General features: G+C 74.4%; 11 protein-coding genes. 10 read left to right on the top strand and 1 reads right to left on the bottom strand.

Going from position 1 to position 12924, the window contains the following annotated elements; translation table 11 throughout:
- Positions 1-113 precede the first annotated feature (113 nt).
- The 6 genes from FB458_RS11795 (at position 114) to FB458_RS11770 (ending at position 8613) form a co-directional block, all read left to right on the top strand.
- Entirely contained in the window at positions 114-1523 is a 1410-nt protein-coding gene (locus FB458_RS11795; protein ID WP_141848663.1) for a xanthine dehydrogenase small subunit, read from the top strand.
- The gene (gene xdhB / locus FB458_RS11790; RefSeq protein WP_141848662.1) at positions 1520-3970 is read left to right on the top strand and encodes a xanthine dehydrogenase molybdopterin binding subunit; all 2451 of its coding nucleotides are present in this window, start codon (positions 1520-1522) and stop codon (positions 3968-3970) included. Before FB458_RS11795 ends, xdhB begins: the two co-directional genes overlap by 4 nt.
- Complete coding sequence (xdhC, locus tag FB458_RS11785; protein ID WP_141848661.1) at positions 3967-4842, top strand: xanthine dehydrogenase accessory protein XdhC; 876 nt, start codon at positions 3967-3969, stop codon at positions 4840-4842. Before xdhB ends, xdhC begins: the two co-directional genes overlap by 4 nt.
- Positions 4839-6239: a guanine deaminase gene (locus tag FB458_RS11780; RefSeq protein WP_141848660.1), complete on the top strand. Its 1401-nt coding sequence runs from the start codon at positions 4839-4841 to the stop codon at positions 6237-6239. Before xdhC ends, FB458_RS11780 begins: the two co-directional genes overlap by 4 nt.
- Positions 6240-6846: 607 nt before the next feature.
- Positions 6847-7728, top strand: coding sequence for a SigB/SigF/SigG family RNA polymerase sigma factor (locus tag FB458_RS11775; RefSeq protein ID WP_141848659.1), 882 nt, complete (start codon positions 6847-6849; stop codon positions 7726-7728).
- A 117-nt stretch (positions 7729-7845) separates the two neighbouring features.
- Positions 7846-8613 carry a GAF and ANTAR domain-containing protein gene (locus FB458_RS11770; RefSeq protein ID WP_246061178.1) on the top strand — a complete coding sequence of 256 codons (768 nt, stop codon included), beginning with the start codon at positions 7846-7848 and terminating at the stop codon, positions 8611-8613.
- Positions 8614-8633: 20 nt separating this feature from the next.
- Here the strand turns inward: FB458_RS11770 and FB458_RS11765 are convergent, their stop codons facing one another.
- A complete protein-coding gene (locus FB458_RS11765; protein WP_246061177.1) occupies positions 8634-9218 on the bottom strand; it encodes a GNAT family N-acetyltransferase in 585 nt (194 codons plus the stop codon).
- A 40-nt stretch (positions 9219-9258) separates the two neighbouring features.
- On the opposite strand from FB458_RS11765, the gene FB458_RS11760 reads away from it, so the two are divergent.
- The 4 genes from FB458_RS11760 to FB458_RS11745 all read left to right on the top strand — a co-directional run bounded on the left by FB458_RS11760 (position 9259) and on the right by FB458_RS11745 (position 12711).
- A complete protein-coding gene (locus FB458_RS11760) occupies positions 9259-10458 on the top strand; it encodes a pyrophosphate--fructose-6-phosphate 1-phosphotransferase (RefSeq protein WP_141848658.1) in 1200 nt (399 codons plus the stop codon).
- Between the two features lie 96 nt (positions 10459-10554).
- The gene (locus FB458_RS11755; protein WP_141848657.1) at positions 10555-11076 is read left to right on the top strand and encodes a sigma-70 family RNA polymerase sigma factor; all 522 of its coding nucleotides are present in this window, start codon (positions 10555-10557) and stop codon (positions 11074-11076) included.
- Entirely contained in the window at positions 11073-11795 is a 723-nt protein-coding gene (locus FB458_RS11750; protein WP_141848656.1) for an anti-sigma factor family protein, read from the top strand. The genes FB458_RS11755 and FB458_RS11750 overlap by 4 nt, the downstream gene beginning before the upstream one ends.
- Before the next feature lie 25 nt (positions 11796-11820).
- Positions 11821-12711, top strand: coding sequence for an ABC transporter substrate-binding protein (locus tag FB458_RS11745; protein ID WP_141848655.1), 891 nt, complete (start codon positions 11821-11823; stop codon positions 12709-12711).
- The last annotated feature ends 213 nt before the right edge of the window (positions 12712-12924 follow it).

The raw sequence follows: 12924 nt of genomic DNA, 5'->3' as shown, positions 1-12924 counted from the left end.
GCACATCCGGAGCAAGGAGTCGTCCTGGGGGTGGGTCGTGGCGCGTCACCCTGTCGTGACACGCGCGGGCTATCGTCGGCGCTCAACCGGGTGGGCGAGGTGAGGAGCGGGGCATGGGCGTGACGATCAACGGCACGACGTGCCCCCTCGACGGGGTGCCGGTGCACCGCTCGCTGCTCGACCACGTCCGCGACCAGGGGCTGACCGGCGCCAAGGAGGGGTGCGCCGAGGGTGAGTGCGGCGCGTGCTCGGTCATGGTGCTGCGCGCCGACCCGGCCGGCGGGACCCCGCGCTGGACCGCGCTCAACGCCTGCCTCGTGCCCGCGGTCGCGTTCGACGGCCAGGAGGTCGTCACCGCCGAGGGGCTCGGTACCCCCGACGCGCTGCACCCGGTCCAGCACGAGATGGCGGTCCGCGGCGGCTCGCAGTGCGGCTACTGCACGCCCGGGTTCGTCTGCAGCATGGCTGCCGAGTACTACCGGCCCGGCCGCCCGGCCGGCGGGTTCGACGAGCACGCCCTGTCGGGAAACCTGTGCCGCTGCACCGGCTACCGCCCCATCCTCGACGCCGCCCGCGCGCTCGGCGAGGTGCCGGCGGACGACGCCCTGGCCGCGCGGACGGCGCGGCCCGCCCCGGCCGCTCCGCCCGCCGACCTCACCGCCGCCGACGGCCGGTTCGTCCGGCCCGCCACGCTCGACGACGCGCTACGGCAGCTCGCCGACGAGCCCGACGCGGTCGTCGTCGCCGGCTCGACCGACTGGGGCGTCGACGTCAACCTCAAGGGCCGCCGCGTGCCGCTGCTGATCGCCGTCGACCGGCTCCCCGAGCTGCGCGGGCTGCTCGACGGTGACGACCACCTCCAGGTGGGTGCCGCGCTCACCCTCTCCGAGCTCGAGCGCCTGCTCGCCGGCCGGGTCCCGCTCCTCGACGCCCTGTGGCCGCAGTTCGCCTCGCGGCTCATCCGCAACGGCGCCACGCTCGGCGGCAACCTCGGCACCGGCTCGCCCATCGGCGACGCCCCGCCGGTCCTGCTCGCCCTCGAGGCGCGCGTCGTCCTCGCCTCCACCGACGGCGAGCGCGAGGTGCCGCTCGAGGACTTCTTCACCGGCTACCGCACGTCCGTACGACGCCTCGGCGAGCTCATCTGCTCCGTCCGGATCCCGTTGCCACCGGCGGGGATCGTCGCCTTCCACAAGATCGCCAAGCGCCGGTACGACGACATCTCGTCCGTCGCGGTCGCTCACGCCCTTCGCGTCGAGGACGGCACCGTCGTCCGCGCCCGGATCGGTCTCGGCGGGGTCGCCGCGACCCCGGTGCGGGCCCGCGCCACCGAGGCCGCCCTCGAGGGGCGGCCGTGGTCGCTCGGCACCGCGCGTGCCGCCGGCCAGGTGCTGTCCCAGGAAGGCACCCCGATCGACGACCAGCGCGCCAGCGCCGCCTACCGGCGCGCCATGCTCGGCACCTCGCTCGAGCGGCTCTGGCACGACCACGACGCGCGCACCGACTCGGCGGTGACGGCGTGAGCGCCCTCTCCCAGCGCCCCGCCGGCGGCGTCGTCGGGCAGCCGCTCCCCCACGAGTCGGCCGCGCTGCACGTCACCGGTCACGCGCTCTACACCGACGACCTCGTCGGTCGCACCAAGGACGTCCTGCACGCCCACCCGGTCGGCTCACCGCACGCCCACGCGCGCGTGGTCTCCCTCGACGCCACCCCGGCCCTCGCGGTCCCCGGGGTCGTGCGGGTCCTCACCGCCGACGACGTCCCGGGCGTCAACGACGCCGGGGTCAAGCACGACGAGCCGCTCTTCCCCAGCGAGGCGATGTTCGTCGGGCACGGCGTGGCCTGGGTGCTCGCCGAGACCGCCGAGGCCGCCCGGCTCGGGGCGCTCGCCGTCGAGGTGACGTGGGAGCCGCTGCCCAGCCTCGTCTCGATCCACGACGCCATCGCCGCGGGCAGCTTCCAGGGCGGGCAGCCACGGCTCCTGCGCGGTGACGTCGAGGCCGCCCTCGAGGGCGCCGCCCACGTCTTCTCCGGCGAGACCGAGATGGCGGGCCAGGAGCACTTCTACCTCGAGACGCACGCGTCGCTGGCCCTCGTCGACGAGGCCGGCCAGGTCTTCGTCCAGTGCTCGACGCAGCACCCGACCGAGACCCAGGACATCGTCGCCCACGTCCTCGGCGTCCCCAGCCACGCCGTCACCGTCCAGTGCCTGCGGATGGGAGGAGGGTTCGGCGGCAAGGAGATGCAGCCCCACGGGTTCGCCGCCGTCGCCGCCCTCGGCGCCACCCTCACCGGCCGTCCGGTCCGGCTGCGCCTCTCCCGCCAGCTGGACATGACGATGACCGGGAAGCGACACGGCTTCCACGCCCAGTGGCGCGTCGGGTTCGACGACGACGGCCGGCTGCTCGCCCTCGACGCCACCCTCACCAGCGACGGCGGCTGGAGCCTGGACCTGTCCGAGCCGGTGCTGGCCCGAGCCCTGTGCCACGTCGACAACGCCTACTGGATCCCGCACGTGCGGGTCAACGGCCGGGTCGCGCAGACCCACAAGACCTCGCAGACGGCGTTCCGCGGGTTCGGCGGCCCACAGGGGATGCTCGTCGTCGAGGACGTCCTCGGCCGCTGCGCCCCGCTGCTCGGCGTCGACGCCGACGAGCTGCGCCGGAGGAACTTCTACGGGCCCGGCCAGAGCACGCCGTACGGGCAGCCGGTGCGGCACCCCGAGCGGCTGCAGCGGGTGTGGGGCGCGGTGCTGACGAACGCCGACGTGGCCCGCCGCCGCGCCGAGGTCGACGCCTTCAACGCGGCCCACGAGCGGACCAAGCGGGCCATCGCCCTCACCCCGGTGAAGTTCGGGATCTCCTTCAACCTCACCGCCTTCAACCAGGCCGGCGCGCTCGTGCACGTCTACAAGGACGGGTCGGTGCTCGTCACCCACGGCGGCACCGAGATGGGCCAGGGTCTGCACACGAAGATGCTCCAGGTCGCGGCGACCGCGCTCGGCGTCCCCCTGAGCAGGGTCCGCCTCGCGCCCACCCGCACCGACAAGGTCCCCAACACCAGCGCCACCGCGGCGAGCTCGGGGGCCGACCTCAACGGAGGCGCCGTCAAGGACGCGTGCGAGCAGGTGCGCGATCGGCTCGACACCGTCGCCGCCGGGCTGCTCGGCACGACCGCGGCCGACGTCCGCGTCGAGGGCGGCGTCTTCCGTCGGCTCGACGGGTTGCAGGAGGTGTCCTGGGAAGAGGTCATCCGGGTCGCCTACAGTCAGCGGGTCCAGCTGTGGGCGGCCGGTTTCCATCGCACCGAGGGCCTGCACTGGGACTCGACGCGGATGCAGGGCGAGCCGTTCAAGTACTTCGCGTACGGCGCCGCCGCCGCCGAGGTCCAGGTCGACGGCCTCACCGGCGCCTACCGGCTGCGGCGCGTCGACGTCGTCCACGACGTCGGCGACAGCCTGTCGCCGCTGGTCGACCTCGGCCAGGTCGAGGGCGGGTTCGTCCAGGGCGCGGGCTGGCTGACGCTGGAGGACCTGCGCTGGGACGAGGGCGACGGCCCGACCCGCGGCCGGCTGACGACGCAGGCGGCCAGCACCTACAAGCTGCCGAGCCTGTCGGAGATGCCGGAGGACTTCCGGGTCACGCTGCTCGAGGACGCCCACGAGGACGGGGTCGTCTACGGCAGCAAGGCCGTCGGCGAGCCGCCGCTCATGCTCGCCTTCTGCGTGCGCGAGGCGCTGCGTCGCGCCTGTGCCGCCTTCGGACCGGCGGGCACGAGCATCGCCCTCGCCTCCCCCGCGACCCCCGAGGCGGTGTGGTGGGCCCTCGAGGCGGCCCGCGCCGCCGGCCGCGACGCCGGCCACGTCACCGAGGGCGCCGCCCCCGCCCCCGACCAGCCCGCGCCCGACGCGCCGGCCCTGCACCCACGCACCGAGGCCGACGCCCGCGAGCAGACCCCGGTGCACCCGTGAGCGCCCCGGGGCCCACCCGTCAGGCCGCCGGCACGTGGCTCGACGCCCTCGCCCGCGCCCGCGAGGACCGCGTCCCCGCCGTCCTCGTCACCGTCGCGACCGTGCGCGGCCACGCCCCGCGGGCCGCCGGCGCCAAGATGGTCGTCACCGCCGACGGCACGTGGGACAGCGTCGGCGGCGGCGACCTCGAGGCCGAGGCGGTCACCCGCGCCCGCACGATGCTCGCCACCGGCGCCCGCGAGCCGGTCGCCCTCGACGCCGCCCTCACCGAGCACGCGCCCACCCGGCACGGGGTCCAGTGCTGCGGCGGTGAGGTCACCCTGCTGCTCGACCCGGTCCCCGTACCCCCTGCGGTCTGCGTCGTCGGCCTCGGCCACGTCGGCGCCGAGCTGGTCCGGGTCCTCTCCCGGCACGACCTCGACCTGCACCTCGTCGACTCCCGGGAGGCGTACGTCGCGCCGTACCGACGCGATCGCGGCGGTCCGCCGGCGGCCCTGCTCGACGCGCGTGCCCGCCTGCACCCGCACCACTGCCCCGTCCCCGAGCTCGGCCTCACCGAGCTGCCGACCGGGACGCACGTGCTCGTCATGACCCACGACCACGCCGAGGACGTCGCGGTCGTCGACGTGGCGCTGCGCACCGACCGCGTCGCGAGCATCGGCCTCATCGGGTCGGCGGCCAAGCGGAGCCGGTTCGAGCGCCGGCTGCGCGCCGAGGGCCACGACGACGCCGCCCTGGCCCGGGTCCGCACCCCCGTGGGCCTCACCGACCTGCCCGGCAAGGAGCCGGCGACCATCGCCCTCGGCATCGCCGTCGAGCTGCTGCGGATCCTCGCCGAGCAGCCCGCGACCACCCCGGCGGCCACCCGGTGAAAGGCCGTCCCGGTCCGCTCCTCGTCCGCGGCACCCTCGTCGACGCACCGCACGACCCCTTCACCACCGGCGCGCCGCTGCGCGTCGAGGACGACGGCGGCCTGCTCGTCGTCGACGGCCGCATCGCCGACCGCGGCGCGATCGCCGACGTCCGCCGCCGCGCCCGCGACGCCGGCACCGCGGCCACCGAGCTCGACCTGCGCGGCGGGCTGGTCGTCCCCGGCTTCGTCGACACCCACGTCCACCTGCCGCAGGTACGGGTCATCGGCGGGCTCGGGCTGTCGCTGCTCGACTGGCTGACCGACTGGGCGCTGCCCGAGGAGGCGCGCCTCGCCGAGCCGTCGTACGCCGCCGGGGTGGCGACCGACTTCGTGCACGGCCTCGTCGAGGCCGGCACCACGACGGCCCTCGTCTTCGGCAGCCACTTCGCGCCGGCCGTCGACCTGCTCCTGCAGGAGGCCGAGCGCGTCGGGCTGCGCACGACCGCCGGGCTCGTCGTCGCCGACCGGGTCCTGCGCCCCGAGCTGCTCACCACCCCCGAACGCGCGCACGCCGAGTCGGTCGACCTCTCGAGCCGGTGGCACGACCGCGGCCTGGCCCGGTACGCCGTCACGCCGCGCTTCAGCCTCTCGTCGTCACCGGAGCTGCTCGACGCGTGCGCGGACGTCCTGCGCGACGTGCCCGGCACGCTGATGACGAGCCACGTCAACGAGAACCCGCGCGAGATAGAGCAGGTCGCCGCCGCGTTCCCGCAGGCACGGGACTACGTCGACACCTACGACCGCGCCGGGCTGCTCGGCCCCGGCACGGTGCTCGCGCACGACGTCCACCCGACCGACGCGGGCCTCGCCGCCATGGCCGCCGCCGGGTCGGCGGTCGCGCACTGCCCGACGAGCAACGCCGCCCTCGGCAGCGGCCTCTTCCCGCTGCGCCCGCACGTCGAGCACGGCGTGCGGGTGGCGCTCGGCTCCGACGTCGGCGGCGGCACCGGCTTCAGCCTGCTCAAGGAGGCGCTGCAGGCGCAGTTCACCCAGTCGCTGCTCGGACCCGACGGTCTGCCGCTCGAGCCGGCGCACCTGCTGTGGCTCGCCACCCGCGCGGGCGCGCTCGCCCTCGGTCTCGGTGACGAGACGGGCGACCTGTCGGTCGGCCGCTCCTTCGACGCCGTCCACCTGCGTCCACGGGCGGGTACGACGACGGCCACCGTCGTCGAGCACGCGCCGGACGCGGTCGCCGCCTGGCGCGCGCTCGTCGCCCTGGGGACGACCTCAGACGTCGCCGGGGTCTGGGTCCGCGGCCGCCGGCTGGACGGCGACGACGACGTCCGGCACGACCACCTCGGGGACGACTCCGGGCAGGACGACGAGGCGCGGCGCGCCCGCCGGCCGGTCGGCTGACCGGTCGCCGGGCGACGCCGTACCCCCCGCTCCCCCCGCGTCGACGCCCCCCGGACCGTCGACGAGGCGCAGTCCCCCCGGCCGCGCGTGCAGCTCGCTGACGATGGCCGCCTCCTGCGCGGCCAGCGTCGGCGGTAGCGCGAGGTCACCCGCGCGGCGGCGGGCGTCCTCCACCGCCGTGAGGGCGCGGATGAGCTCGCGCACGGACAGGCGCCGCAGGTCGGTCGGCCCCGAGGGCACCATCCCGGGAGCCGGATCCGGCGGGGGACCGGACAGGGACAGCATCGGCTGGTCGACGGGGTCGACGGACACGGGTCATCTCCTCGCCCTCGTCGCTGAGGGTCGATGGGCGTCCCGCGCTTCTTGCGGGCGAGGCCCGACCGCACACCGAGGCGGCGGTCGGGACCCCGTACTGCGCCGTCGCGGACGTCGACGGCACCACGTCGTGCCTGACGAGTTCCTCGCCCGTCACGGTCGCAGCCGAGGGGGTCTACCCGTCGCCACACAACCGCAAACCGCACGACGGTTGCCGACCCCCCGGCCCGGTGGTTTGGTCGAGAGGTGGTCCAGCAGTGGCGCCGCACGGTCCACTCCCCCGGAGGTTGTCATGTCCACCAGCGCCACCACACTGGCTCTCACGCACGAGGATCTGACCACCAGAACCACCCGCCTGTTCGCCGAGCGCGACGCCTCGACGGTCGCCCGCGAGCGCGCCGCGCTCGAGGAGTCGCTGGTGCGCCTGCACCTCGCCCTCGCCGACGGCATCGCCTCGCGCTACGCCGGTCGCGGCCTCGAGCGCGACGACCTCGTGCAGGTCGCGCGGCTGGGGCTGCTCAAGGCCGTCCACCGCTTCCGCATCGACCGCGGCGTCGCCTTCCCCGCCTTCGCGTCGCCCACCATCACCGGTGAGGTCAAGCGGCACTTCCGCGACCACGGCTGGGCCGTGCGTCCGCCCCGCCGGCTGCAGGAGCTGCACGCCCGCGTGGGCCCGACGAGCCGCGACCTCGAGCAGCGGCTGCACCGCCCGCCGTCGCAGGAGGAGCTCGCGCTCGCCCTGGAGGTCGAACCGGCCGAGCTCGAGCGGGCCCTGGAGGCGGCGTCCGGCTTCACCGCCCTGTCCTTCGACCACCGTCCCGGTGACGACGCCCCCAGCCTCGAGCAGCAGCTCCCGGCGGAGGACGACGGCATCGGCCACGTCGAGGACCGGGTCGCGCTGCGGGCGGCCATCTCGTCGCTGACCGCCCGGGAGCGGTACGTCGTCTCACTGCGCTTCGACGAGGACCTCACCCAGTCGCAGATCGCCCAGCGCCTCGGGGTGAGCCAGATGCAGGTCTCCCGCATCCTCACCAAGCTCCTGGCCCACCTACGCGAGGAGCTGGAGCCGGTCGCGACCCTCGTGCCGGAGGCCGCGCCGGCCGCGGTGGTCCCGGTCCGGCGACCGGTTCCGGCCGATCTGCCGGACGTCGCGCCCGCCCCTCGGGCCGCCTGACCCCTCTCCGCAGCGACGTCAGGTCCGCACCCGAGGTGCCGGCTCACCGGCGCCTCGGGTGCGGTCGCGTCTCACCGCAGCCACGACGGAGGCGTCCGTAGGGGGTCGCGTGACAAGATGCCGTCCCGACCCGACCTCTTCACCTCGGAGGCCTCCACCATGCCGAGCACCGCACCCGCCGACCCGCCCACCACGGCCCCCAGCCGGCTCGGCGTCGCGTTCGAGCAGCTGGCCGCCGTCATCTACGCGTCGGCCGACTACGACGGCATCAACTCCGCGCTCGTCTCGGCTGCCGTCGAGCTCGTCGACGGCTGCACCCACGCCAGCCTCATGCTCCGCGGGTCGCGGAACGACTTCCGCACCGTCGCCGCCACCGACGACGTCGCCCGCCTCGTGGACGAGCTCGAGCGGCGGCACCACGAGGGCCCGTGCGTCGACGCCATCATCGAGGTCGCGCCGCAGCTGGTCGAGGACTTCCGCACCGACGACCAGTACCCGACGCTGGCGTCCGCGGTCGTCGCCCGCACGCCGGTGCGCTCGGCGGCCGGCTTCCGGATCGTCGTCGAGGACAGCAAGGTCGGTGCGCTCAACCTGTTCTCGGACGAGCCCGGCGGTCTGGACGAGCGGTCGGTCGACCAGGCCATCGTCCTCGCCTCCTTCGCGTCGGTCGCCCTCGGCGCGGTCAACAGCCGCCTGCAGGCGGCGACGCTGGCCAAGGGCTTGGACAGCAACCGGGAGATCGGCAAGGCCGTCGGCCTGATGATGGCCTTCCACAAGGTCGGCGACGACGAGGCGTTCGCGTTGCTGCGCAAGGCCTCCCAGGACATGAACATGAAGATCGCCGAGGTCGCGCGCCAGGTCGTGGAGCACCACAACCGCCGCTGACCCTGGGCGACCGGACGCCGTCAGCCCCGCAGGCCCACGCAGTCGTGGTCCCAGAACGTGCGGTGGTAGACGAGCGTCCCGCGGACGGTGGCCGCACCGCCCGCGGCGTCGTACGCCGGCAGGGGCCACGCCTGGAAGGCGGGCGGCGGGATGCGCAGGCTCGGCCGGCGCAGCCCGAGCGGCTCCGCCGGCACGAACCCGAGGCGGCCGTAGTAGGCCCGTGAGCCCTCGAGGAGGACGAGCGGCTCCGGACGGTCGCCGAGCGCGGCGAGGGAGTCGAGGACCAGCCGGCGGCCGACGCCCCGCCGCTGCCACGCCGGGTCGACCGACAGCGGGCTGAGGACGAGGACGTCGCGCAGCCGGTCGGGGGCGTCGAGGACGCTGCGGGTGTAGGCCACGTGCCCGACCACCTGCGCCCTGCCGTCCGTGCGCGCCTCGGCGACGAAGGACAGGTCGACCCAGCCGTCGCCAGCCCGCAGGTCGTCGAGCAGGTCGGGCACCCGGGGCCCGCCGAAGGCGTCGCCGACGAGGCGCCGTACGGCGTCGTGGTCCTCCGGCCGTTCGGGCCGGATGGTCAGGGCCTCGAGCGGCTCACGGGTCGACACGCGGTCGACGCTACCCACGGGGGCAACTAGGTTTGTCGGCATGGCCATCACCCGCGTCGCCCTGCTCACGGCCGGGGGGTACGCCCCCTGCCTGTCGTCCGCCGTCGGCGGTCTGATCGAGCGCTACACCGAGCTGATGCCCGAGGTGGAGATCATCGGCTACCGGCACGGCTACCACGGGGTGCTCAGCGACACGAAGGTCGTCATCGACGACGAGGCGCGGCGCTCGGCGCACCTGCTGCACGCGTACGGCGGCTCGCCGCTGGGCAACAGCCGGGTCAAGCTCACCAACGCGAAGGACCTCGAGAAGCGCGGTCTCGTCAAGGTCGGGCAGGACCCGCTCGAGGCGGCCGCGCAGCGCCTGGCCGACGACGGTGTCGACGTCCTGCACACCATCGGCGGCGACGACACGAACACGACGGCCGCCGACCTGGCCTCGTTCCTCAAGGAGCGCGGGCACGCGCTCACCGTCGTGGGGCTGCCGAAGACGATCGACAACGACGTCGTGCCGATCCGTCAGTCGCTCGGCGCGGCCACGGCGGCTGAGCAGGGCTCGCGCTTCGCGCAGAACGTGCTGGCCGAGCACGGCGCCAACCCGCGGATGCTCATCGTCCACGAGGTCATGGGTCGCGGCTGCGGGTGGCTGACCGGGGCGACGGCGCGGGAGTACCTGCGCTGGCGCGACGCGCAGGAGTGGGTGCCCTCGATCGGGCTGACGCCGGAGCGATGGGGCGTGCACGCGGTCTTCGTGCCCGAGCTGCCGATCGACCTCGACGCCGAGGCGGAGCGGCTGCGCGGCGTGATGGACGACGTCGGCTGCGTCAACCTCTTCGTCTCGGAGGGAGCGGGCGTCGAGGAGATCGTTGCCCAGATGGAGGCTTCCGGCGACGAGGTCCCGCGCGACCCGTTCGGCCACGTCAAGCTCGACGCGGTCAACCCGGGCGCGTGGTTCGCCCAGCAGTTCGCGAAGCGGATCGGCGCCGAGAAGACCATGGTCCAGAAGAGCGGGTACTTCGCCCGCTCGGCGCCGGCGAACGCGCAGGACCTCGAGCTCATCCGGCAGATGGTCCACGTCGCCGTCGACGCGGCGGTCGCCGGCACCCCGGGCGTCGTCGGGCACGACGAGGAGCGCGGCGACGAGCTGCGGGCCATCGAGTTCGACCGGATCAAGGGCGGTAAGGCCTTCGACACGGCGGTCGACTGGTTCCAGGACGTCCTGCGCGCCACCGGCCAGGCGTAGCCCTCGATCCCGGCCATCGGGTGCCCCGCGGGGCGCCGTACGGCTCCCGTGAACCGTCCGGGCGGGCCCGGCGTCTCCCGGGGTGAAGGAGGAGTCGTGGTCCCACTCGACGAGGACGCGGTCGCGGAGATCTACCGCGAGCACGCGCCTGCGCTGCGCCGGTTCGTCGCGCGCACGTCGATCGACCACGCCCGCGTCGACGACGTCGTGCAGGAGACGGTGCTGCGCGTGTGGAGGCAGGCCCCGGAGGTGGCGAGCATGCGGGCCTACCTCTTCCAGACCGCCCGCAACATCATGATCGACATGCACCGGGCCGCCGGCCGCCGCGTCACCGAGGTCGCCGAGGAGCACGACGACGCGCACGCTCGCCGCGACCCGCTGGAGACGAACCCCGCGGTGGAGATCGACCGGGCGCTGGACCAGATGCTCGTCGAGGACGCGCTCGCCCGGCTGCAGGAGGCCCACCGCGACGTCGTCCTGCGCCTGTACTACCGCCGGCTCACCGTCGCCGAGGCCGCCCGCGAGCTCGGGGTGCCGGAGGGGACGGTCAAGTCCCGCGCCTTCTACGCGGTCCGCTCGCTGCGCGCCGTCCTCGACGAGATGGGGGTGACCCGGTGACACCGACCAGCCCGCCCCCGTCCGGCGACGACCTGCACCTGCTGCTCGGTGCCTTCGTCCTGGGAGGTCTTTCCGAGGACGAGCACCGCGCCTTCACCCAGCACCTGCGCACCTGCCCGACCTGCCAGACCGAGCTGGCGCAGGTCTCCGGGCTGCCGGCGCTGCTGGCGCTCGTCGACCCGGTCGACGCGGACGCTCTTGCGCCGACCTCGCCCACGGCGGCCACCGCCGTGGCGGTCCCTGGCGCGCCGTCGTACGGCGAGCCGGTCGCCCCCGTCGCGCTCCTGGCGGAGGTACGGCGCCGCCGCGTCCGGCGCCGGCTGCTGACCGCCGCCGCGGCGGCCGTCCTCGTCGTGGCCAGCGTCCTGTCGGGGCTGACGCTCTACCCCGTCGTCCAGCAGTGGCGCGCCGGGTCGGACCGGATCGTCGCAACCGGCCCGCCGGGGTCGCGCACCGTCGTGTCGATCTCGCTGGAGCCGCGCACCTGGGGCACCCAGATGGTCCTCGACGGCGACAACCTCCCGACCGACGGCGTCTTCTACCTCGAGGTCACCGACCGCGAGGGCCGCTCGTGGGAGGTCGCGTCGTGGACCGGCACCCCGTCCGGGCAGACGACGCTGCAGGCGGCCTGCTGGGTCGAGCGGTCGACGATCAGCAAGCTCGTCATCCAGACCCGCGATGGCTGGCACGTCGCGGAAGCGACGGTCGCCGCGACCTGACGAGCACGCGACGTAGGGTCGAGAGGTGCGCATCGTCTCCCTCCTGCCGTCGGCCACCGAGATGCTCTTCGGGCTCGGCGCCGGGGACGACGTCGTCGGGGTGACGTTCGAGTGCGACACCCCGGCGGAGGCGCGGACGCGCCGGGTCGTGTCGACGTCGTCACTGCCGGAGGGGCTGTCGCCGGCCGAGATCGACGCCGTCGTGTCCGCGCGGGTACGCGCCGGTGAGGACCTCTACCACCTCGACGAGGGCGCGCTGGCCGGGCTCGACGCGGACCTCGTCGTCACGCAAGACCTGTGCGCGGTGTGCGCGGTCGACGTCGACGACGTGCAGGCGGCGCTCGGTCACCTGGGGTGCCGGGCCGACGTGCTGACGCTCGACCCGCACACGCTGGACGAGGTGCTCGGCACGCTCGTGACGCTGGGCGACGCCGTCGGCCGCGGTGACGAGGCGCGGGCCCAGATTGAGGACCTCCGCGATCGGCTCGACGCGGTGCGGCTGGCGGTGGAGGGCCTCCCCCGACCGAAGGTGCTGTTGCTCGAGTGGGCCGACCCGCCCTACGCGCCCGGCCACTGGGTGCCCGAGATGATCCTCGCCGCCGGCGGTGAGCCGACGATCGGTGAGGTCGGCGGGAAATCCACGCGGGTGACGTGGGAGCAGGCCCTCGCGACCCCGCCGGACGTCGTCGTCGTCGCGCCCTGCGGGTACGACCTCGCCGCGTCGGCAGAGCAGGCGCGCGAACTGCTTGCGGCAGGCGTTCTGCCCGACGGTGTGCTGGTCAGGGCCATGGACTCCAATGGCTGCGTCGCGCGCCCGGGCCCGCGACTCGTCGACGGAGTCGAGGACCTTGCCAAGCTCCTCCACCCTGGTGAGCTAGGCGGGTTGAGCTCGGCCGAAGTTCGCCGCCATCACTGACTTGCCCGAGAAAAATAGGCCTGCTCGAATCGCCATAACCTCTACTTTTGCAACAGCATCTGTCATATTTAATTTGGTCCACCATTTCGAGTAGCAGCGAACGGTTTCCACTCGGCACCAGATTCGCGTAAGACCTGTCATGCTTTCTATCTGATCGCGTGGGTGTTCCGATTATCCTAGTCCCGCTAAGTTGAAAGGCCTTAGCCCAGCGAG

The organism is Lapillicoccus jejuensis (assembly GCF_006715055.1).
Lineage (GTDB): Bacteria > Actinomycetota > Actinomycetes > Actinomycetales > Dermatophilaceae > Lapillicoccus > Lapillicoccus jejuensis.
This window is presented reverse-complemented; position numbering and strand designations above follow the sequence as displayed.

Excerpts from the sequence above, each read along its gene's own strand:
- FB458_RS11770 (WP_246061178.1), top strand. The coding sequence starts at position 7,846 with ATGCCGTCCCGACCCGACCTCTTCACCTCGGAGGCCTCCACCATGCCG.
- FB458_RS11775 (WP_141848659.1), top strand. The coding sequence starts at position 6,847 with ATGTCCACCAGCGCCACCACACTGGCTCTCACGCACGAGGATCTGACC.
- FB458_RS11760 (WP_141848658.1), top strand. The coding sequence starts at position 9,259 with ATGGCCATCACCCGCGTCGCCCTGCTCACGGCCGGGGGGTACGCCCCC.
- FB458_RS11795 (WP_141848663.1), top strand. The coding sequence starts at position 114 with ATGGGCGTGACGATCAACGGCACGACGTGCCCCCTCGACGGGGTGCCG.